Raw genomic sequence first — 20218 nt, 5'->3', positions numbered from 1 at the left:
GCCTGGGGGGAGGGCGGGGGTGCTTCCGAGCCTGTCACCTGGCCAGGTTACCGGGCGTGGTCGGCGGGCGTTCACCCACTCGATACCCTTGGGACCATGACGTCGCACCAAAGCACCCAGACCATGAAGCCCGCCACCGCGGCGAAGAAGCTGGGTGTGTACCTCGAAGCCACCCCCGCCGAGTTCCGCGAGGGGGTCGTCACACGCGCGGAACTGAACGCGCTCCAGGCCGACCCGCCGCAGTGGCTGAGCGACCTGCGACGCGACGGACCGCACCCCCGCCCGGTCGTGGCGCAGAAGCTCGGCGTCTCCATCGCGGGCCTGGCCCGCGGCGGGGTCACCGAGCCCCTGACCACCGAGCAGATCGAGGCGCTCAAGCAGGAGCAGCCCGAGTGGCTGGCCAAGGAGCGGGCCACTCAGGCCGACGTCCGCAAGGAGGCGGCCCGGATCAAGAAGCGCGACGCCGAGCGCGAGGCGCGGCAGTCCTGACCCGGTCCGGCTCGGTCAGTCCCTGCTTTCCCCTTCCGGGATCGACTCCAGGAAGGTGGCCGAGGGCACGAAGAACAGGGTTCCGGTGACGGCCTGGGAGTAGTCGAGGATCGGGTCGGGGCCGGATTCGGGGCGGCCGAGGAACATCTTGCGGAGCATGGTCTCCGGGATCTCGGGGGTCCGCGCGTACGCGATGAAGTACGTGCCGAACTCGCCGTGGCCGGGCCTGCCGAACGGCATGGCGCCCCGGAGTATCTCCAGCTCCTCCCCATCGGGGCCGGTGACCGTGTTCACGTCGATGTGGGAGCCGGGCACATCGAGTTCGATGTTGGTCAGCTTGGAGCGCCCTATCACCTTCTCCTGGGCCTCGACGGCCAGCGCCTCCCAGGCGTCGACGTCGTGCACGTACTTCTGCACGAGCGCGTAGCTGCCGGCCTGGAACGCGGGGTCCTCGTCGCCGACGATCGCCGCCTCGTCAGCCGCCTGGCCGACCGGGTTCTCGGTGCCGTCGACGAAGCCGAGGAGGTTGCGGGAGTCGAAGTAGGCGAAGGCCTGGACCTCGTCCTGGACGGTGACCGCTCCGCGCAGCCGCTTCATGATCTCGGCGGACAGGGCGAAGCACAGATCCGTGCGGGCGGCGCGGATGTGGAAGAGCAGATCACCCGGGGTGGCCACGGCGCGGTGCCGGGTGCCCTCCAACTCCTCGAAGGGATGGAGCTGTTGGGGACGCGGACCCTCGAACAGCCGGTCCCAGGCCGCGGATCCCACACCGGCCACGCAGCACAGACCTCCGTCCGGGCTGGGGAAGCCGACGGCTCGGACCAGTCCCGCGAGCCCGGCCAGCAGATCGCGTACCGCGCTCTCGCCTCCGGGTTCGATCGTGACCACCAGGAACACCGCGACGGGCGCCGGCTGACTCAGCACCGGCTGCGGCAGCGCACCGGCCGACCGTATGGACGACGGCTTGGATGACGGCATGGTTCCCCTCTCACCCTCGGACCCCGCCACCTAACGATGCCCGGCCGAACCGGGAACGATACCCGGCGAATTCCCGCACTTCTGGCGCGTGTGCGAGGCGGGATCGGCGGGTTCGGCCGCAAAAACCCGCATGCGAACGCTCGTGCGGTTCTGGGATCATCCCGGCATGGTCCACCGTCTCGAACCCCTGGTCATCCGGCACACCCGTCGCATCCCGCGCCCCACCGGCCCCGCCGGCGAAGGCGCCGTCGCAGCGCGGCAGTTCGACGCCGCGCTCATGTCCGTGGGCTTCAAGCTCTCGGCCGAGCTGCTGGAGCGGCTGTCGGGGCTGTCCGAGGGCGCGGTCGTCGACACCGCGGTGCGGACGCTGGGCACGGTGCGCGAGATGGTCGGCGACCATGTCCGGCACAACGTGTACTTCGTCGACTTCCCGGCCAACGTGCCGGACACCATGGACTTCTGGATGCGCTGCATCGCCGAGGCACTCGCCGACGACGCGGCGCGCGGGGGCGTCCTGGAGCAGCTGAGCACGGGTGTCGTCGATCTGCTCACGCTGCCGTCGTACGGCCGCTACCAGCACACGTACGCCGAGATGCTCGGCCACCACGAGGAACTGATCGCCGCGGCCGGCGACCGGATGACGGTCCTGCATCTCGGCGATGACGCGGACGCCGAAGTCGGGGCCCTGTACCTGGCGTTGGCGGGCAGCAGCACGCCGCTGGGCGAGGACGACCTGCGTGATCTCGGCGTGCTCGCCGAGGCCTGCGCGGACGGGCCGCAGCCCGAGGCGATCCCGGTCCGGGAGAACCGTGCCGTGGTCAACCGGGCCCGGATTCGGACCGGTTCGGGGCTGCTGCTGGACACGGTCACCGATGTGCTGCGGCTGGCCTGCGCGGTGTCGGACGGCGATGTGACGCTCGCGGAGGCCACGCGATTTCGGGGACTGTCCCGGCCGGTGCGCCGCGCCCTGCTGGCGGGCCTGGACTCGGTGGTCGCCGCGGCGCCCGCCAAGCTCGCGGACGTCCATGCGCACCGCGAGGACTTCAAACGGCTGGGCGAGCGGCTGCACCCGCACGAGTACCCGCAGTGGCCGCACGCCGCCGACGTGTTCGCGGTCGCCCGGGGCGAGAAGCGGGCGCGTTCCTTCGACAGCCAGGTCGAGGAGCTGCTCGGCGCGGGGGACGTCACCGGCGCGGTGCGGCTGCTCAAGTCCGCGCCGGGCAGGCTGCTGCGCGCGCTGGACCGGCTGCTGCGCGGGGCGCTCACGGCACAGGAGCTGGACGCACTCGTGGCCGCCGTCGAGGAGGTCGCCGCACGGGTCGCCGGGCGGGTCCTGCTGTCGGTGCGTGAGCATCTGCACAACCGCGCAAGGGACAACGGCCCGCGCCGTGTCTTCGTCAACCGCCGGGGCAGCGCCTGGGTCACCGAGGACACCCGCGCGCCCGTGCCGGCGGCCGAGCGGGAGCGGCTGATCGCCGTGCTGGACGCGGAGTTGCGGCGCCGGCTGCCGGCTCCGGGGCATCTGCTGATCGACCCGGACGTCCTGGACGTCGCGCTGCCGCTCAGCGGCAAGGCGGTCTCGTCCGGCCTCGGCGTGCTGCCGCGCGGCTCGGTGTCGCCGGTCGACGGCGAGCTGCTGCGCTTCTTCGTGTACTGGAAGCAGAAGAACCGGACCACGGACTACGACCTGTCGGCGCTGGTGCTGGACGCCGAGTACGACACTGTCTTCTGGCTGTCCTACACCAACCTCAGCGAGCTGGAAGGAGAGCACTCCGGCGACATCACGGAAGCGCCGAACGGGGCCTCGGAGTTCATCAACCTGCGACTGGACGCCGTGCGCGGCACGTTCATCGTGCCGCAGGTCAACCTCTTCTCCGGGGAGGGCTTCGAGGAGGTCGAGGAGTCGTTCTTCGGGTTCATGCTGCGCGAGGGCGAGCAGCGGGGGCGTCCGTTCGAGCCGCGTACCGTGCGCATGAAGTCGGAGCTGCGCGGTCCCGGCCGGGTGGCGCTGCCGCTGGCGTTCCAGCGCGGGGAGGACGGCCGTTGGCGTGCCAAGTGGCTGCACCTGTACCTCAACGGCAACCCGGCGGCCAACCGTGTCGAGGGCAACCGGGTGTCGGTGGCGACGCTGCTGCGCGGCATCGTCGAGCGTGAGCAGCTCACGATTCGGTACCTCGTCGGCCTGATGGACGCCACGACGACGACCCTGTGGGACGGGGAGAAGGTCCCGGACGGTCCGGTCACCTTCATCGGTCTCCAGCGGCCCGAGGGACTGCACCCGGACTCGCGGATCGTGACCCCCGAAAATATGCGCGACCTGATCCCGGAGTGACTGATAGCGTGAGCCGTGGCGAGGCCATGAAGGGGGCTTCCTTCTCAACGCCGTGAGAGCGGCTTCAATGGAACTAGTCCCCTCGCTCTCCTCGCCCTTGGCGCAAGGTCTCGGGCCGTCCCCCCATRGATGGGGGGACGGCCCGAGACCTTTTTCAGCTGTCGTAGTCGACCGTCAGCGTCTCGGAGACGGGGTACGACTGGCAGGTCAGCACGTATCCCGCGTCCACCTCGGCAGCCTCCAGGGCGAAGTTGCGCCGCATGTCGGCCTTGCCGTCGGTGACGAGTGCGCGGCAGGTGCCGCAGACGCCGCCCTTGCAGGCGAACGGCAGGTCGGGGCGGGTGCGTTGGGCGCCGTCGAGGATGGAGCGCTCCCTCGGCAGGGCGGCGGAGGTGGAGCGGCCGTCGAGCGTGATGGTGACCTGGCTGACGGGTCCCTGCGGGCCGGCCTCCTCGTGGTGCACCTCCCGAACCGGCTCGTCGTCGGCGAAGAACAGCTCCTGGTGCACCCGCTCGTCCGGGACGCCGAGGCCCGCGAGCACCCCCTGTGCGTCCCGGACCATGCCGTGCGGGCCGCACAGCCACCAGTGGTCGGCGCTCGTCACGTCGACCAGCGCGTCCACGAGCGCCGCGAGCCGCTCGGCGTCGATCCGGCCGGAGAGCACCTCGGCCTCGCGGGGTTCGCGGGACAGCACGTGGGCGAGCTGGAACCGGGTCGGGTAGAGGTCCTTCAGGTCGGCGAGATCGTCGGCGAACATCACGGTGTCGGTGCGACGGTTGCCGTAGAAGAGAGTGACCGTCGAGCGGGAGTCGGCGGCGAGGACGGACTCGGCGATGGACATCATGGGTGTGATGCCGGATCCCGCCGCGATCAGCACATGGTGGCCGGGCGTGGTCAGGTCGGGGGTGAAGGCGCCGGTGGGGGCCATCACCTCGACGGTGTCGCCGGGGCGCACGTCGCCCACGAGCCAGGACGAGAAGAGGCCGCCCGGCACGACCCGTACGCCGATGCGCGGGCTCGACCCGACCGGCGAGCAGATCGAGTACGACCGCCGCTCGTCGCGCCCGTCGATCTCGCGCCGCAGTGTCAGCGACTGACCGGGCTCGAACGCGAACTCCTCGGCCAGCTCCGCCGGGATGTCGAAGCCGACGGCGACCGCGTCCGCGCACAGGGGCTGGATGGCGGCCACGCGCAGGCGGTGGAAGGCCGGACGGCGGCGGGTGCGCGGGCGCAGCGCGGCGGCCGTCCCTGCTTCGGTGACGCCTTCCATTCAGATCTCCTTGACGTACTCGAACGGCTCACGGCAGGCGCGGCAGCGCCACAGCGCCTTGCACGAGGTGGCGGCGAAGCGGGAGGTCTCCTCGGTGTCCGCCGACCCGCAGCGCGGGCAGGCCACCGCCTGCCGGGTGGGGGACAGCACGAGCGCGACGGGGCCGCCGCGCGGTGCGGGGCCGGGCGGGGCGATGCCGTGCTCGGCGAGCTTGGAGCGGCCGGCCGGGGTGATCCAGTCGCTCGTCCACGGCGGGTCGAGGACCGTACGGATCTCCACGCGCGCGTACCCGGCGTCACGCAGCCGCGCCGCGACGTCCGCCCGCATCTCGGCCATGGCCGGGCAGCCCGAGTAGGTCGGGGTGAGGCTCGCGACGACCGTGCCGTCCTCGGTCAGCTCGACGTCGCGCAGGACGCCCAGGTCGGCCAGGGTGAGCATGGGCAGCTCGGGGTCCGGCACCCGCGCGGCGACGTGCCGGGCGCGCCGGGCGTCGAGCAGGGTCGTCACCATGTCGCCTCCGGGTGGGCGCGGGCCACGCCCTGCAACTCGGCCAGCAGCGGGGCGAGATGCTCGGTGTGCTCGCCGTCGCGGCCGGATCCGGGCAGCGGGCGGTACACCGGCATGGGCAGTCCGGCCGCCGCGGTGACCTGGCGGATGACGGCGACCACCTCGTCCCGGACGTCGTACGCCGTGAACAACTCGCCGATGTAGGGGGCCACTTGCTCCTGGGCCCGGCGCATCCGGCGGTGCGACTCGTCCGTGCCGTCGCCCAGGCGCACCGCCCATTCCGCCGCGTACTGCCGGTGGTAGGTCAGTTCCTTGACGCCCTTCGCGGCGATCGCCGAGAGCACGGGGTCCGGGTGGGAGGCAAGCCGCTCGAAGTGGGCGAGGCGCCAGCTGGACAGCACCAGCAGCCGCACGATCGAGAACGCGAAGTCGCCGCAGGGCAGTTCGGCCAGGCGTACGTTGCGGAAGTCGCCGGCGTCGCGGAAGTAGGCGTAGGCGTCCTCGTCGCGTCCGGTGCCGTCGGCCTGGCCGGCGCGGGAGTAGAGCAGGCGGGCCTGGCCGAGGAGGTCGAGGCCGATGTTGGCCAGCGCCACCTCCTCCTCCAGCTCGGGGGCGCGGGTGACCCACTCGCCCAGGCGCTGGGCCGAGACCAGCGCGTCGTCGGCCAACGCGACGCACAGTGCGGCCAGTTCGCCGGTGTCGACGCCTTCGGGCACGGTGGTGTCGACGCCGTGCAGGGGGTCCTCGAAGCCGGTGCCGTAGGCCCAGCGGGTGTCGTCCTCGTGTCCCTCGGCGAGGGTCATGTAGACGTGGTCGTCACTCATGCCCTCTCCTTCAGATGTGCGGGACGTCGTCGGGGATGTCGTAGAACGTCGGGTGCCGGTAGACCTTGTCGGCGCTGGGCGCGAAGAACGGGTCCTTCTCGTCGCGTGTGGAGGCGGCGATGTGCTCGGAGCGCACCACCCAGATCGACACGCCCTCGTTGCGGCGCGTGTACAGGTCGCGCGCGTGGGTGAGCGCCATCCGGTCGTCTGCGGCGTGCAGCGAGCCCACGTGGACGTGGTTGAGCCCGCGCTTGCCCCGTACGAACACCTCGTACAGCGGCCAGTCCTGCTTCTCGGCACTCATGCCACCGCTCCCTTCTCCTGGCGGGCGGCCTGCTTGGCCGCGTGGGCGGTGGCCGCCTCCCGCACCCAGGCGCCCTCTTCGTGGGCGCTCCTGCGCCGCTCCATCCGCTGGGCGTTGCACGGCCCGACGCCCTTGATGACCCGCATCAGCTCGTCCCAGTCGGGGGTGCCGAAGTCGTGGTGACCGAGCTCGGCGTTCCAGCGCAGCTCCGGGTCGGGCAGGGTGACGCCGAGCTTCTCGGCCTGCGGGACGGTCATGTCGACGAAGCGCCGGCGCAGCTCGTCGTTGCTGTGCCGTTTGATCTTCCAGGCCATCGACTGCGCGGAGTTGGGCGAGGCGTCGTCGGGCGGGCCGAACATCATCAGGGACGGCCACCACCACCGGTTCACGGCGTCCTGCACCATCTCCCGCTGGGCGTCGGTGCCGCGCATCATCGTCATCAGCAGCTCGTAGCCCTGCCGCTGGTGGAACGACTCCTCCTTGCAGATCCGCACCATCGCGCGCGCGTACGGCCCGTACGAGCTGCGGCACAGCYGCACCTGGTTGCAGATCGCCGCGCCGTCCACGAACCAGCCGATCACGCCGACGTCGGCGAAGCTCGTGGTCGGGTAGTTGAAGATCGACGAGTACTTCTGGCGGCCCTCGATCAGCCGGTCGGTGAGGTCGGCGCGGTCGGCGCCCAGGGTCTCCGCCGCCGAGTACAGGTACAGCCCGTGCCCGGCCTCGTCCTGGACCTTGGCGAACAGGATGGCCTTGCGGCGCAGCGACGGGGCGCGGCTGATCCACTCGCCCTCGGGCTGCATGCCGATGATCTCCGAGTGGGCGTGCTGCGCGATCTGCCGGATCAGCGTCTTGCGATAGCCATCCGGCATCCAGTCCCGCGGCTCGATCCGCTGGTCGCGCGAGATCGTCGCGTCGAAGTGCTCCTGCAGCGGCCCTTCAGGGGGCGCCTCGGCGGAGTGTGAGGTCGTCATCGCTCCCGCTTCCCAACCGACCATTCGTTCGGTATCCAGTGTGACGTGTTTCCGCCAGGGGAGCAAGACCCTTCGAACGCGCGAAAACGGCCCAGGACACCCCCGCGGGGTACCTGGGCCGTCTCACTGCCTGTCGCGGACCGTCACACGTTGGGCACCTTCAGCTTGTCCCAGCTGACCTTGCCGGGGATGCCGTCCGCGTCCTTGCCCTTGAAGCCGAGCTTGTGCTGCCAGGCCGCGTAGGAGCGGCGGTCGGCCTCGGTCCACTCGGGGCTCGGGCCGTCCTCGTAGCGGCCGCATCCCTCAGCGACCAGGCGGCGGCCCATCGCGGTGATGATCGGCGACTTCTGGCCGATGTGGAAGAAGCCGCTGCCCGGGAAGGGCTCCAGCTTCGGCTTGGGCGCGGGCTTCGGGTCCGGCTCGGGGGTCCCTCCTCCTCCCCCGCCCTTGAGCCGCTGCGCGATGCGTCCCCGCATGCCGTCCATGGTGAAGCCGCGCGGGTCCTGCTTGCCCGGCTGCCACTCCTTGTGCCCGATCACCGAGCGCTCGCTCCAGCCGTGGTGCCGGCAGATCGCGGCGGAGACCTTCTCGATGGCCTCCTTCTGCGCCTCGGGCCAGGGGTCCCTGCCGTCGCCGAGGTTGATGCACTCGAAGCCGTAGAAGCGGGCGTTGCCGTCGGTGTCGGCCTCGTTGTCGTGCGGCAGCCTGGACTCGTTGATCACGGCGCGCAGGACGTCGCTGTCGCCGAGACCGGCGTGGTTGGCGCGGCCGTTGCCGACGAGGTGGATGTGGCCCTGCTTGTCGATGACGCCGTGGCAGAGCGGGCCGGGCAGGCCGGAGTAGCCGTTGTAGCAGATGTTCACCGACGCCTCGGTGCCCTTGGTGACGGTGTGGTGGATCATCACGCCGTTCACCGGGCCCCAGGGGCCCTTGCCGTTGCGGTTGTGGGTGCGCCAGCTGCGGACCTCGTGGACCGTGAGGCCCTCCGCGCGGAGGATCTCCACCAGCTTGGACGCGCTCAGGGGCTTGGCCATCACTCGTCTCCTTCCGCCGCCGCCTCCGCATCCGCCGTGGTCTGCGACCTCCCGCGGGACGGGTCCTCCGCCAACTGCTCCTCGCGGCGCGCCTGTTCCTCCGCCGCGAGCGTCGCCTCGTCCGCGGCCGGGATGCTGCTGGCCAGCGGGGTGAAGGCGAGACGCAGGTCCACGGTGCCGTGCTCGCCCTTGACCAGAGCCAGCGGCGCGAAGGAGCGGACGATGCCGGCGGGCGCCTGGAGCAGCGGGCGCCGGGCGGCGTCCGTGGGCCACTCGACGCTGCCGGTGGCGGTGCGGGCGGGGATGATCCAGTGGTCGCCGGTCCGGTAGCCGGCGCCCTTGGTGAAGTACACCTCGACGCCGTCCTCCAGCGGCAGCCACTCCCCTTCCGTGACGGGGACGGCCCCGCCCTTCAGGGCGGTCGTACGGCCCTTGCGCTTCGGCCCCTCGTGGTGGTCCCAGCGGCGCAGGAACGGGTTGAGGTGGGGCAGCCGTCCGACGGACTGGTCGGGCTCGGCGCTCAGACGGACCCGGCGGCCGGGCAGGTCCAGTTCCTCGACCCGCAGCAGGGGCAGGGGTTCGAGGCGGGAGGCGTACGCGGTGTCGACGAGCTCGACATGGTCGCCGACGTCCAGGTCCAGCTTGTCGTCGTGGCCGAGGGACGCCAACTGCACCCAGGTGCCGTCGAGTTCGTCGACCGGGAAGACCACCGAGCCGTTCTCCCGGGACCACTTGAAGGTGGCGTCCTTGGCCTCGCCGCCCGCGTGCACCTCGACGCGGTACAGCTGGTTCTCCTGGCCGCGGTAGCGGGCGTCCGGCTTGACCAGGCAGGGGTCCTCGTCGGCGTGGTCGGGCCGCTCGCTGCGGGCGGCCAGGCGCGCGGTGGGCGTGGCCTGCTTCTGCGCCCACTTGTCGAAGGCGGCCCGCACGACCTCCTTCGACGGGTCGGTCTCCTCGATGTCCAGCGCGGCCAGCGACAGCGGCAGCACCTGCCAGACGACCTTCACCCGGGCCGCGGTGTCCGGCATCGCGGCACCGAGGGCGACCTCGCGCAGGGCCGGGTCCTCGGCTGCGGAGACGGCGCGCTCCCACACGTTCAGGTAGACCACGAAGGGCGTCTGGGCGGGCGAGGGCAGCCGGTCGCCGGGCTTCTCCTGGTCGCGGAAGCCGTCGGGCTGGTCCCAGTAGGTCCAGTACGGGGGCGGCGCGGCGGCCTCCTGCTCCTCGGCGTCCTCGTCCGGGACCGGCACGCCGGGCGCGTGGCGGGTCGCGTCCAGCAGGATGCCGTCGACGTAGTAGCGGCCGCCGTGGATGTGGAGCGTGTCGATGTCGTGCTTGCCGCCCACGTAGTCGACCTTGAAGCCCGCGGCGTCACGCGGCCCGCCGTGCCGGCCGATGAGGTCGGCGGCGAGGGTGCGGGCCTGGTGCAGCTGGATCGCGGTCTGCTCGTTGATGTCGGCGTCGAGCTGAACGCGGCCCTGCTGAGCGATGACCGCCGAGTAGCGCCGCTGCGGGCGGAACGTGAGGCGGGAGAGATCAGCGTGCATGAAGGGGGTCCCCCTGGTTCAGGAAAGTGCGGGTAGGGCTTACGGCGGCGGCGCGCACGTCGCAACGCATGTCCGAAGTCACGTCACGGGTCATGTCTCGCCTCACGTCACGAAGAAGATCCCGGCGTCCGTGCCCGCCGGGGTGTACTCCGCGAGCCGTGCCCTGAGGCCGTCCTCGCGCTGCGGCCGGTACAGGTCGTGGAAGGCGCCCATCTCGGCGCCGTCGTCCGAGCCGCGCCGGATCTCCTCGGCGCACCGGTCCGCCAACAGGCCGTACCAGGGCGTCCCGTAGCGCTCGGACGTGAACAACGGCCTTACTCGACCGGCCTGTTCGAGTCCGGCGAGGTCGGGCCGGCACCGGAACCGGCGCGGGGTGCGCGAGCCGGGCGGCACATACGAGTACCTGAGGCAGCCGATGCCGCGCCGGGCCACATGGAGCCGTCCGGTGAGGATCGAGTTCTCGGCGATCTGCACGGCGTGGGTGAAGATCTCGCCGATCACGGTGGTGCGGTGCAGGTGGAGCACCGCGTGGGCGTGGCGGCAGTCCGGCGCGGACAGGGCCTCGCGACCGTGGCCGGTGGCGTCGAGGATGCTGTCGCGCAGATGGATGTCGAGGGGGTCCTCGCTCACCTCGTCGCCGATGACCTCGATGGTGCCGAGGATGCTGTGCTCGATCTGGACACACGCGGTGGTGCGCTCCAGGACGATGCTGGGTTCCTCGGGCGAGTGCGGGTCGCACTCGGGCTCCAGCGACCAGCCGGGCACGAGCGTGGAGTGCCGTACGACGACCGCCCCCATGGGGCCGGTGACGTTGATGCCGCGCCCGGCGACCAGCAGGCCGTCGAGGACGATGCGCGGACGCTCGTGCGGGGCGCAGTCCTCCGACACGGCACGGATGTTGAGGGCGTCGGGGCGGTTGCTGTACCAGTCGAGCAGGCGAATCACCGGCCGGGTGCCCTCGGCGGCCCGGACCTCCAGGCGGTCGCCGGGGTCGAGGTCGAAGTCCAGCTGCTCCTGGTAGGCGCCGCTGTGCGTGATCTCGATGATGCCGTCGGGGCCGGTCCGCTCGGCCCTGCGGTCGTGCTGCCAGGCCCGGTAGGCGTCCATGATCTGGCGGTACGGCTGCCCGGGGCCGACCCGGTAGACCGCCGCCTCGGGCCGGGGCTCGCGGTCGGGGCGGTCGTACTCACCGCCGCCCATGTCCGCGCCGAACGCGTGGTGGTAGTCCACCCACACGCCCTGCCGGGGCGCCGACCTCGACCCGAACGCGATCCGGCCCAGCTCCGGGTCCACGGCGACCTGCCCACGCTTGGGGCGGTAACGCCAGTCGGACAGGTCGGCGACCACGATGTCGGAGGGCGGTACGGGCTGGTCCTCGCCGTCACGCCGGATGACGAGGCTCTTGCCGGGGCCGTAGTAGTCGGCGAGCCGGTCGTGGAGCTGTCGGCGGGTGATGAAGGCCGGGACGTTGTCGATGGTCGCGATGTGTGTGGGCGACGGCTCCGGGAACGGCTTGGTGACCAGCGGGGTGTCGTTGCCGAGGATCGAGAAGGTGTAGAGGTTGCGGGCGCGGTCGATGCAGTACGCCGGGGACTGCGTGAGCGAGTGCGCCTTCAGCCGCCAGACGAAGAGGGCGACGCCCGCCGGGGTCCAACCACCCTGTCGGTGCCGGGAGTTGGCGCGGCGGACGTCGACCGTGCGGGCCGTCGCGCCGAACGGGCCGCCCGCGAGGTCGAGGGCGGAGTTGTCGCGCAGGTCGACGAGCCGGCCGCGTTCGCCCCGGTGGGCGCCTGTGTCGCCGTACAGCTTCACCGGCTGGGTGTGGGAGACCTGCCGGGACAGCTCGACGGCGCGCGCGGGCCAGCCGGTGACCTGGTCGGAGAGTTCCTCCAGGAGGTGGAGGGTGCCCTTGCGGCGGCGGCCCGCGACGGTGGCGGCCACGTCGGCGCGCGGGGCGACGGCCTCGGCTAGGGCGGCGCGGCCCCCCTCGTGCAGGCCGGTCGTCAGGACCCGCTCGTAGCCGGGCAGGGTGCGGTAGCCGACCAGATCGCCGAGGTACGGCAGCACCCAGGGGGCGGCCGTCTCCACGAACAGGTCCTCGTAGCCCTGCTCGACGCCGTCGCGGACCCGGTCGAGCTGCTCGGCGATCACCGCGAGCAGCGCGCGCAGCGGTTCGCCCTCCTCGGCGTCGCGCAGCAGGTGCCAGCGGGGCAGCAGCGCGGCGAGCCCGTCCGGTTCCCTGGACGCGGTAGCCGTCTCCAACTTGACGTCCGCCGAGTTCGCGGCCATCACTTGACCTCCGTCAGAATCAGGGTGTCCGCGGCCTTGGGCGACAGCATCGCGAGCTGGGCCGGGCGGATACCGCGGAAGACGAACACCGAACGGCCCTTCGCCAGGCGCCGGGTGTCGGTGATGTCGGGGTTCAGGCGAACGAGTTCGGCGAGCGGGACGCCGTACTTGGCGCAGATCTCCGACAGCGTCTCGCCGTTCGCGGCGCGGACCGTGTGGATCTTCTCGTCGTACGTCGCCGGGTGCGCCGGGACCGACGCCCTGGGCGGCCCGGGGTCGGTGAGGGTCCCGGTGAGTTCCTCGGCCGTGGCGGACGCGGGGACGCCGGTGAAGACGTCCACGTCCACGTAGTCGACGCCGGGCACGGAGTGGGCGGTGGCGAGGACGTCGGAGAGGCGGGCGGGCCTGCCCAACTCCCGTCCCTCGTAGCCGAGTCGGCCGAGCAGCGCCTGGCGCAGCCGCGGCTCCACGAACTCCCAGGCGTGGTCGGGGGCGACCTTCACCTTGGCGGCGATGAGCAGCAGGACCAGTTCGCGTACGTCCACCCGGACCGGGAGGTTCAGGTCCCCGTACTCGGTGAGCGCACCGCGCAGGGCCCTCAGCGTGTCGGAGTCGTCGTCGATCGGCACGTCGTCGGTGCCTGCGACCGTCACGTGCAGCATGCGGCGGCGCCCGTCGAAGAGTTCGCGCGCGGCGGCCCGGCCGATGCCGGCGCGGGAGCGGGCGAAGTCCTCGTAGTCGGACTCGGAGACCAGGCGGTCCAGCGCCGAGACGGCGAGCGGGATCGTACGGCGGGTCAGGCCGGGGCCGTCCGCGTCCGCGCCGCCCTTCGKCGGGCGCGGGTTGGTCACCTGCGTGACGCCGAGCGGCCGGGTGAGGGGCTGGGTGACGCGGTCGGCGGCGACGTTGGCGGCCTTGCCGGTGCCGAAGCGGTAGCGGGCGCGGATGTTCTCGTGGCCGGAGGGCAGCCGGGCGCCGTTGATGCCGTCGCCGAAGGTCACCGTCGTACGGCCGTCGGCGGTGGAGCCGGTGATGTAGACCCGCTCGCCGGGGCCGCGTCCGGCGAGGCTGTCCACCTCGTGCCACTGGACGCCGTCGACCCGGATCTGAAGGACCGGGGTGGCGCCGAGGGGGTTGTCGTCGGCGAGCCAGGTGAGCGGGGACTGCCAGAGCGCGAAGGTCTGGTTCACGCGGTCCGAGTCACCGCTGCCGATGGCCTCCTCGCGGCTCTCGCCGTGGGTGGCCTCGACGACGTTGCCGAGGATCCTGACGCTCTCGCGGCGGTAGCGATGAGCGAGGTCGGCCGTCAGGGTCAGGCGGGTGTGGACGTGATCGCCGGGCAGTTGCGGGTCGACGGCCGGGTCGGCGGCGGCGATGACGACGACCTCGGTGGCCTTCACTCCCGCCGTCCCCGGGATGTCGCTGCGCTCGCCGCTGACCATGAGCGTGCGGCCGGGCCGCAACCCGTCGTACAGCTCGGCGAGTTCGATCTCGTTGCCGTGGATGTCCTCGCCGAGCGGTTCGTCGGCGAGCCGGAGCGGTTCGCCGGCCGCGTGGACGGTGGTGTCGCGGATGTGCGAGAGCAGGACGTCGAACTCGTCCAACCACGGGTCGGCCAGGGTGAGTTCGGTGCCGCGTCCGGTGATGCCGTAGTTGCTGTAGGCCGCCGTACGCGCCGCGACGACCTGGCTGGTGACGAACGCGAGCTTGGCGTCGCCGGGGATGCCCTTCTCGGCGCCCTTGGCGGGGCGCTGAACGGCGACCCAGCTGCCGACCGTGATGCCGGTGTGGACCGTGTCCAGCTGGAGGATACGGCGGTTGAGGGGCTCGGGCTTGCTGGCGAGGACGACCTCGACGTTGGGCTCGGTGGTGCCCACCGTGTACTTGACGCTGACCTCGTACTCGCCATGGGTGAACTGCTTCGTGTCGCCGGGCCGCAGCTCCTTCTGCTCGGAGTCGCCGTTGTGGATGCCGACGTGCACCAGGCCTTCGTCGTTGGGCCGGGACACGAAGAGCGTGCGCTCGGGCAGTCCCGTGAGGAAGTGGGCCGTGACGCCGGGCTCCTGGGAGTCGGTGGGGCGGCGGTTGAGCCAGTTGAGGTCGCGGTCCTGGCCGGAGCGCACGGACAGCTCGACCCGGCCCGTGCCGAGCGGGAAGGTCAACGGCTGGGTGACCGGCAGGTTCTCGGCGCGCTGGTCGGAGCTGCTGCCCTCGACGTACTGGAACTCGGCGCGGACCGGGGTCCGGCCCGATGTGTCGTACACGACGCGCATGCTCGCCAGCACGGCACCGGTCAGCGGCCAGTCGGCGGTGCGGATGACCCGGCCGCGGTCGTCCTGGACCGGCTTGAGCGGGGCGGTGGCGCCGAAGGGCGCGGCGGTGACCCGCATGGCGAGCAGATCGCGCAGGAGCCGCGGGCTGCCAGGAGCGGCGGCCGTGCGCCAGGCCGGGTAGAGGCTGCCGAGGCCGGGGTTGAGGGCGGAGAGCAGGCGGGCGGTGTCGGTGCCGGGGCGCTGGGAGCCGGTGCCGCCGCGCGGGGCGGGGGCCGAGGCGCGCAGGGCGGGAAGCACAGCGCCCAGGGCTTCGAGAGCAGCGGTACGCGCCTCGCCGCCCTTAAGGGGCGCGGGGAACTGCGCGACCGGCCCGGGCGGCGCGGCAGGCGACCGACTACCCGGCTCTTCCGATTGCGCCGGTGCCAACTCCAGTGCACGTTCGCCGAGTTCGGCCAGCACTGCCTCCAACTGCTCGAACCAGACAGCAACATCCTCGTAGGGCTCCGCCAACACCTGAGCCTCACCCAGACGCGCCACCGGCTCCACAAGCCGCGCCGCAAGCCGCTCGGGACTCTTGATCCCGTCCAGGTCCTCCCGCAGCGGCGCGAGAACCTGGTCCTCGAAGTCCTCGATCAGCCGACTGACCGGGCGAGGGTTCGGAACTTCCGGCGTCGGCGGCTCATCGCCCGGCTCCCCCGGAGCCGCCGGCTCGGCGGTCCAACGCCGTACCTCGTCGACGAGCTCCTTCAGAGTCGGCGGCGCCGACTTCGGCAGGGAGATCGCCGTGATCTCGTCCTCCCGGTCGACCCGCGCCTTCGCGACCGGGAGCAACTTCCGCTCGCCACCCGCCTGTTCACCGAAGACGAAGAGCAACTGGTCGCCGGTCTGGAGGGAGTTCGCCGTGCCCTCGACGAAGATCTCCGAGCGCCGCTCCATGTCCTCGGGCGTGACGAGGGAGGGGCGCCGGCGGCGCACCTTCAGCTCGTTCCAGTCCCAGCGGGCCGTCACGTCACGGCTGGTCTCGAAGGTCAGGGACTGCTCGTCGGCCGAGGCCGGCACGCTGTGGCTGCGGGCGCCGCGCGGGATCAGCACCGGCAGCGCCTCGGCGCGGGGGTCGCGCTCCAGGGTGTACGCCAGGTGCGTGGCGGCGGCGACGCCGGGGCGCGGGCGGTGGCCGACGAGGCGGCCGAGCAGGACCAGGGAGCGGTGCTCGTTGGCCGTACGGATGTAGGCCTCGTCGGCGATGCGCTCGGAGTGGAACGTGAGCAGATCGCCGAGGACGGCGGTGGCGTCGAGGAGGCCGATCGCCGGGTCGTCCGGAGTACGGACGGTGAGGCCCCCCAGAGCCGGATACGCCGGTGAGGCGAGCCGGTCGAGGAGTGCGGCCCGGAAGGAGCCGTACTCGCCTACGCGGTAGTCCAGGGCCGTGCGGCCGGGCGGGTTGTGCACGGGGGCCGGGGCGAGGCGTTCGTCGTGGCCGCCGCGGCAGGCGCCGCCGCAGCCGCACTCGTCGGGGAACGTGCCCTCGGTCGTCGGGACCCCGGTCATCGGGCACCTCCCAGGGATATCGCCAGCCGGCCGTTCTCCGGCCGGTCCGGGTCGTTGTCGCAGGTGGCGATCTCCAGCGGGCCGAGCCGCAGCACGCCGTCCTCCCTCTCTCCTCGGTCCGGCTCGAACAGCCTTCGCAGCCGGGTGACCTGGACGCTCTCCACACCGGGCACGGCCGCGGCGACGGCGACCAGACGGCTGAGCCGCACCGGCTCGCCGAAGGTCAGCGCGTCCGGGTGGAAGAAGCCCCGTACACCGCTGCCGACTACGCGGTACAGCTCGGCCAGGATCTGCCCGTGCTGGTGGCCGGGCTTGGCGCACACGGTGAGCGCGATGTCCAGCGGGACCAGGCGCGCGGCGTCGACGACGAGGTCGTGGCCGATGCGCCGGTACGGCTCCAGGGCCTGGGCGACGGAGGCGAGCAGCTCGGCCGACGGGGCGCCGGTGCCGTACGCGTCGACGGCGATGTGCGCTTCCTGGACGCTGCCGGTCCAGCGCAGCTCAGCCGCTGCCCGCTGGACGCCGGGCAGGGCTCCGGCGAGGGCCGCGTAGTCCTCGGCGGTGACCGCGCGCAGGCGGGTGCGGCGCAGGTCGAGCGGGGCCAACTGGCGTACCTGCTCGACGGGTTCGGGTTCCGTGCCGCCGACGGCGGGCAGCGGGTTGCGCACGACGGCGGCGGGCGGTGTCTCGCAGTCGGACTGGACGACGAGGTGGTTGATGGCCTCCGCGCCGACGTTGCCGGCCGTGCCGCCGCCGAGGCGGTAGTGCGCGGCGAGCCGGGACCCCGGCGTCGGCGCGGCGCCGTGGCGTCCGTCACCGAAGCGCAGGGAGAGCCGGCCGTCGTCCTGCAGCTCGCCGACGAAGTGCCGGTCACGCGGGCCGCTGTCGAGCAGGTCGCGGCGCGGCTCCCAGATCTCGTCCTCGCCCGTGTGGAGGCGTACGGCGGGCAGGGCGCGGCGCGGGTCCTGGCCGAGGGCGGCGGTCGCGGAACCGCGCAGCACCAGCTCGTCGGGGTGCAGTCCGGCGGCGTACGACGGACCCCAGCTGTGGGCGATCTCCCAGGCGATGTGCCCGTCCAGGACAGTGCCCGCGCGGGCGCGCGCCGTGAGGACCTCGATCCGGCGCAGCTTGGCGTCGAGCAACTGGTCACTGCGGAACAGGAGTTCGCGCAGGGCACGGACGGGATGGCGGCGCAGCTCGATGCGCTCCAGGATCCGCAGACCGTAGATGACCGCGAGTTCGGCGATCTCGCCCTCCGCGAGGCCGTCGCGGTCGCGGGCGCTGCGCCAGAGCTCGACGAGCCGCTGCCGCGCCCGTCCCGGAATCGCGCCGATCCGCGCGGCCTGTCCGGCGGCGACCGTGGCCGGCTCCGGGAACGGCACCGCCTGCGTGACCGGCGTACGCCCGAGGACGGGGCGGAAGCGGGGCTGGATGCCCGGGTAGACGGACTGGGCGAGCAGTGTGCGCAGGGCGGCGGCCTGGGCGTAGGACGTGCCGGGCACGACGCGCTCGTGGCGCTGGCCGGCGCGCTCAAGGCCGAGTCCGGCACGGTTGGTGGCTGATTCGCCGACGACCTCGAAGAGCTCGCGGATGTCGTCGGGGGCCAGCGCGTCGCCGGATTCCGCCTTGTCGGTGAGGGAGTTGATGAGCCGGGCGGGGGCGTTGCCCTCGTCGCGGTCGTAGCAGCCGAAGGCGGGAGGGTCGCAGGGGGCGACCTCGGCGGGTACCTGCGGGACGGTGAACGTCTCGGGGAGCCCGTGGAGCGTACGGCCGTGGTCGACCAGGACGACGTTGCCGCGGGCGAGGGTCACGTCCTCGACGGGCAGGCAGTCGCGGCCGCCACGCGTGGTGAGGCAGAGCGGGAAGCGCAGGGCGTCCTCGGCGGCCCAGGTGACCTCCAGGACCGGCTGGTCCTCGATCCGGTCCAGGGCCGGGGTGACGGAGGTCAGCCGGACGGCCTGCCGGTGGCTCGGGTCCGCGTCGCCGGGGGTGCCGGTGCGCGGTCCCTTGACCTCTTCCAGGACGAGCAGGTCGCCGGGCTTCAGGTCGAGTCGGCGGTCCCGGCAGGTCTCCGGGTCCTCCCACTCGTCGCGCAGGGTGGCGGAGGTGGCGCCCTTCGCCAGGGTGCAGACCTCGCCGCCCCAGGTCCACAGCCGGATCTCATTGTGCGCGACGCGCAGCTCCAACGGGTCCTCGGTCACGACGGGTTCGAAGACCTCCACCGAGCCGCGCTCGTCGAGGTCGCCGAGATCGGCCTCGTCGACGACCGTGCCGGGCTCCGGACGGTCGTGCGGGTCGAGGGTGCGGACGTCGACGGAGGCGAAGCGGTAGGTGCCCGGGGCGAGCGTGTGGTCGCCGGCGGACTCGACGGCGACGAACGCGCGGGCCGTGCAGCCGTCGTGCATCGCGTAGTCGATGAGCCGTACGTGTCGGCGTACGGAGACGCGCCGCCGCGCGGTGTCGAGGTAGGCCTCGGTGGCGACCGCGTCCTGCTGGTAGCTGATCTGGTCGCCGGTGTGGGCGAGCAGCTCGACGAGTGTCACGCCCAGGTCGGCGGGGTTGCGTTCGACCCAGTCGGGCGTGGTGAGCGCGAGCCGGTCCAGCAGCAGCTTGCGGATGGTGTCGTAGTCGCGGGCGGTGTAGTCGATGACGGGCGCCGCCGGGAATTGAGGCGCCTCCGGCTCATCTTCCTTGCAGTCGAAGGGAGTCGGGCAGTCGGGCCGGAAGGCGAACGTGGCGCTGTGGTAGCGCTGGTCGAAGCCGCGGTACGGCTCCGTCCCGGGCCGTCCGTACGGGTCGGTCTCGACGAGGGAGAGCCGGTAGCGGGAGGTGTCGCCGGCCTGGTCGAGGGTGACGTAGAGCCGGTCGTCGAGCTCGGGGTCCTCCTCGCGCTCCACGCTGACGTCCACGGCGGTGATGCCGGTGATGCGGCGGCCGCCGTCGATGCGGACGTTCTCGGGGCCGAGGCCGTGCGGGGCCTTGCCGAGGAAGGTGACGGTGAGGAGGAGCCCGTCGTCGCTGACCTCGACGGCGTCGACGCCGCCCAGCTGGGCGGCGCGGACCTTGGCCCGGCGGGAGGGGGTTGTGGTCGTCCCGGTCATGCCGTGGCCCTCCCTTCGAACACGTCGTCGCGCTGGGCGCCGTCGGCGCGCACGACGTACGACAGATACACACGGACGACGTTGTCCTCGCTGACCACGTCGAGGGCCTCCACGTCGATGAGGTCGCCGAGCCAGCGCTGGAGCGAGGCATGGACGGAGAGTTCGAGGGTGCTGACGAGTTCCGGGCTGGTCGGGGCGAAGACCAGATCGAGAAGCCCGCAGCCGAAGTCGGGCCGCATCACGCGTTCGCCGGGGCTGGTGAACAGCAGCTGCTCGATCAGGTCGTGGACGTGCTCGCCACGGGTGGCGTGCGCGGTACGGCCCCGGCGGTCGGCGCGGAAGGGGAACGCGAGGTCGCTGCGGGGGCGCCCGGCGGTGTGGCGGCTCATCGGATGGTGACCTTTCGCTGCGCGGCCTGGACGACGGGTGGTCCCTGCGGCACGAAGGCCGCGCTGAAGCACTGGGCCGCGGACGTGTCGAGCAGCACGGGCCGGCCGTCGACGGTGACGCCGGTGCCGTCGGCGGTCCAGCGGACCGACACGCACGGCGAGGGCACGCCGTTCACGGTGTGCGGGCAGCCGGTGACGAGGTAGCTGTGTGCGGCCGTGGCGACGGCGGCGCCCCCGAGGCGTACGCCGCCGGAGGGTGTGGTGGCGGGCGCGACGCGGCCGCCGTGCGGACAGCCGATCACGGCACCGGCGTCGAGCAGACTCCCGGACATGGTTCGTGCTCCCCCGTCTTTCTTCGT

General features: G+C 72.4%; 15 protein-coding genes. 2 read left to right on the top strand and 13 right to left on the bottom strand.

Annotation, left to right across the window (positions count from 1 at the left end; genetic code table 11):
* Nucleotides 1-96 precede the first annotated feature (96 nt).
* Nucleotides 97-489: a DUF5997 family protein gene (locus tag EAO75_RS17940; RefSeq protein WP_147996097.1), complete on the top strand. Its 393-nt coding sequence runs from the start codon at nt 97-99 to the stop codon at nt 487-489.
* A 15-nt stretch (nt 490-504) separates the two neighbouring features.
* On the opposite strand, the gene EAO75_RS17935 is transcribed toward EAO75_RS17940, so the two are convergent.
* A complete protein-coding gene (locus EAO75_RS17935; protein ID WP_147996096.1) occupies nt 505-1467 on the bottom strand; it encodes a Dyp-type peroxidase in 963 nt (320 codons plus the stop codon).
* A gap of 166 nt (nt 1468-1633) precedes the next feature.
* Here EAO75_RS17935 and EAO75_RS17930 point away from each other — a divergent pair, with 166 nt between their 5' ends.
* On the top strand, nt 1634-3799 hold the full coding sequence (locus EAO75_RS17930) for a TerD family protein (RefSeq protein ID WP_147996095.1): 2166 nt from the start codon (nt 1634-1636) through the stop codon (nt 3797-3799).
* 154 nt (nt 3800-3953) lie between these two features.
* Here the strand turns inward: EAO75_RS17930 and paaE are convergent, their stop codons facing one another.
* The 12 genes from paaE to EAO75_RS17870 all read right to left on the bottom strand — a co-directional run bounded on the left by paaE (nt 3954) and on the right by EAO75_RS17870 (nt 20191).
* A complete protein-coding gene (gene paaE, locus EAO75_RS17925; RefSeq protein ID WP_147996094.1) occupies nt 3954-5069 on the bottom strand; it encodes a 1,2-phenylacetyl-CoA epoxidase subunit PaaE in 1116 nt (371 codons plus the stop codon).
* The gene (gene paaD, locus EAO75_RS17920; protein WP_147996093.1) at nt 5070-5579 is read right to left on the bottom strand and encodes a 1,2-phenylacetyl-CoA epoxidase subunit PaaD; all 510 of its coding nucleotides are present in this window, start codon (nt 5577-5579) and stop codon (nt 5070-5072) included.
* Complete coding sequence (gene paaC, locus EAO75_RS17915; RefSeq protein WP_147996092.1) at nt 5573-6400, bottom strand: 1,2-phenylacetyl-CoA epoxidase subunit PaaC; 828 nt, start codon at nt 6398-6400, stop codon at nt 5573-5575. Before paaC ends, paaD begins: the two co-directional genes overlap by 7 nt.
* A gap of 10 nt (nt 6401-6410) precedes the next feature.
* On the bottom strand, nt 6411-6704 hold the full coding sequence (paaB, locus tag EAO75_RS17910; protein ID WP_147996091.1) for a 1,2-phenylacetyl-CoA epoxidase subunit PaaB: 294 nt from the start codon (nt 6702-6704) through the stop codon (nt 6411-6413).
* Complete coding sequence (paaA, locus tag EAO75_RS17905; RefSeq protein ID WP_147996090.1) at nt 6701-7678, bottom strand: 1,2-phenylacetyl-CoA epoxidase subunit PaaA; 978 nt, start codon at nt 7676-7678, stop codon at nt 6701-6703. Before paaA ends, paaB begins: the two co-directional genes overlap by 4 nt.
* A 143-nt stretch (nt 7679-7821) precedes the next feature.
* On the bottom strand, nt 7822-8712 hold the full coding sequence (locus EAO75_RS17900) for a peptidoglycan-binding protein (protein ID WP_147996089.1): 891 nt from the start codon (nt 8710-8712) through the stop codon (nt 7822-7824).
* Nucleotides 8712-10259, bottom strand: coding sequence for a DUF6519 domain-containing protein (locus EAO75_RS17895; RefSeq protein ID WP_147996088.1), 1548 nt, complete (start codon nt 10257-10259; stop codon nt 8712-8714). The genes EAO75_RS17900 and EAO75_RS17895 overlap by 1 nt, the downstream gene beginning before the upstream one ends.
* 102 nt (nt 10260-10361) lie before the next feature.
* Nucleotides 10362-12548 carry a hypothetical protein gene (locus EAO75_RS17890; RefSeq protein WP_147996087.1) on the bottom strand — a complete coding sequence of 729 codons (2187 nt, stop codon included), beginning with the start codon at nt 12546-12548 and terminating at the stop codon, nt 10362-10364.
* On the bottom strand, nt 12548-16369 hold the full coding sequence (locus EAO75_RS17885; RefSeq protein WP_147996086.1) for a putative baseplate assembly protein: 3822 nt from the start codon (nt 16367-16369) through the stop codon (nt 12548-12550). The genes EAO75_RS17890 and EAO75_RS17885 overlap by 1 nt, the downstream gene beginning before the upstream one ends.
* Nucleotides 16366-19470 (bottom strand): putative baseplate assembly protein, encoded by a 3105-nt coding sequence (locus EAO75_RS17880; protein WP_147996085.1) that lies wholly within the window; start codon nt 19468-19470, stop codon nt 16366-16368. The genes EAO75_RS17885 and EAO75_RS17880 overlap by 4 nt, the downstream gene beginning before the upstream one ends.
* Nucleotides 19467-19859, bottom strand: coding sequence for a GPW/gp25 family protein (locus tag EAO75_RS17875; protein ID WP_147996084.1), 393 nt, complete (start codon nt 19857-19859; stop codon nt 19467-19469). The genes EAO75_RS17880 and EAO75_RS17875 overlap by 4 nt, the downstream gene beginning before the upstream one ends.
* On the bottom strand, nt 19856-20191 hold the full coding sequence (locus EAO75_RS17870) for a hypothetical protein (RefSeq protein WP_147996083.1): 336 nt from the start codon (nt 20189-20191) through the stop codon (nt 19856-19858). The genes EAO75_RS17875 and EAO75_RS17870 overlap by 4 nt, the downstream gene beginning before the upstream one ends.
* Between the last annotated feature and the right edge of the window lie 27 nt (nt 20192-20218).

This window comes from Streptomyces sp. UW30 (assembly GCF_008042075.1).
In the GTDB taxonomy this organism is placed as follows: domain Bacteria; phylum Actinomycetota; class Actinomycetes; order Streptomycetales; family Streptomycetaceae; genus Streptomyces.
Note: the sequence above shows the minus strand (reverse complement) of the source record. Positions and strands in the feature narration are given on the sequence as shown.

Excerpts from the sequence above, each read along its gene's own strand:
- EAO75_RS17930 (WP_147996095.1), top strand. The coding sequence starts at position 1,634 with ATGGTCCACCGTCTCGAACCCCTGGTCATCCGGCACACCCGTCGCATC.
- EAO75_RS17880 (WP_147996085.1), bottom strand. The coding sequence starts at position 19,470 with ATGACCGGGACGACCACAACCCCCTCCCGCCGGGCCAAGGTCCGCGCC.
- paaC (WP_147996092.1), bottom strand. The coding sequence starts at position 6,400 with ATGAGTGACGACCACGTCTACATGACCCTCGCCGAGGGACACGAGGAC.
- EAO75_RS17870 (WP_147996083.1), bottom strand. The coding sequence starts at position 20,191 with ATGTCCGGGAGTCTGCTCGACGCCGGTGCCGTGATCGGCTGTCCGCAC.
- paaB (WP_147996091.1), bottom strand. The coding sequence starts at position 6,704 with ATGAGTGCCGAGAAGCAGGACTGGCCGCTGTACGAGGTGTTCGTACGG.
- paaE (WP_147996094.1), bottom strand. The coding sequence starts at position 5,069 with ATGGAAGGCGTCACCGAAGCAGGGACGGCCGCCGCGCTGCGCCCGCGC.
- EAO75_RS17900 (WP_147996089.1), bottom strand. The coding sequence starts at position 8,712 with ATGGCCAAGCCCCTGAGCGCGTCCAAGCTGGTGGAGATCCTCCGCGCG.
- EAO75_RS17890 (WP_147996087.1), bottom strand. The coding sequence starts at position 12,548 with ATGGCCGCGAACTCGGCGGACGTCAAGTTGGAGACGGCTACCGCGTCC.
- EAO75_RS17940 (WP_147996097.1), top strand. The coding sequence starts at position 97 with ATGACGTCGCACCAAAGCACCCAGACCATGAAGCCCGCCACCGCGGCG.
- EAO75_RS17935 (WP_147996096.1), bottom strand. The coding sequence starts at position 1,467 with ATGCCGTCATCCAAGCCGTCGTCCATACGGTCGGCCGGTGCGCTGCCG.
- paaD (WP_147996093.1), bottom strand. The coding sequence starts at position 5,579 with ATGGTGACGACCCTGCTCGACGCCCGGCGCGCCCGGCACGTCGCCGCG.
- EAO75_RS17875 (WP_147996084.1), bottom strand. The coding sequence starts at position 19,859 with ATGAGCCGCCACACCGCCGGGCGCCCCCGCAGCGACCTCGCGTTCCCC.
- EAO75_RS17895 (WP_147996088.1), bottom strand. The coding sequence starts at position 10,259 with ATGCACGCTGATCTCTCCCGCCTCACGTTCCGCCCGCAGCGGCGCTAC.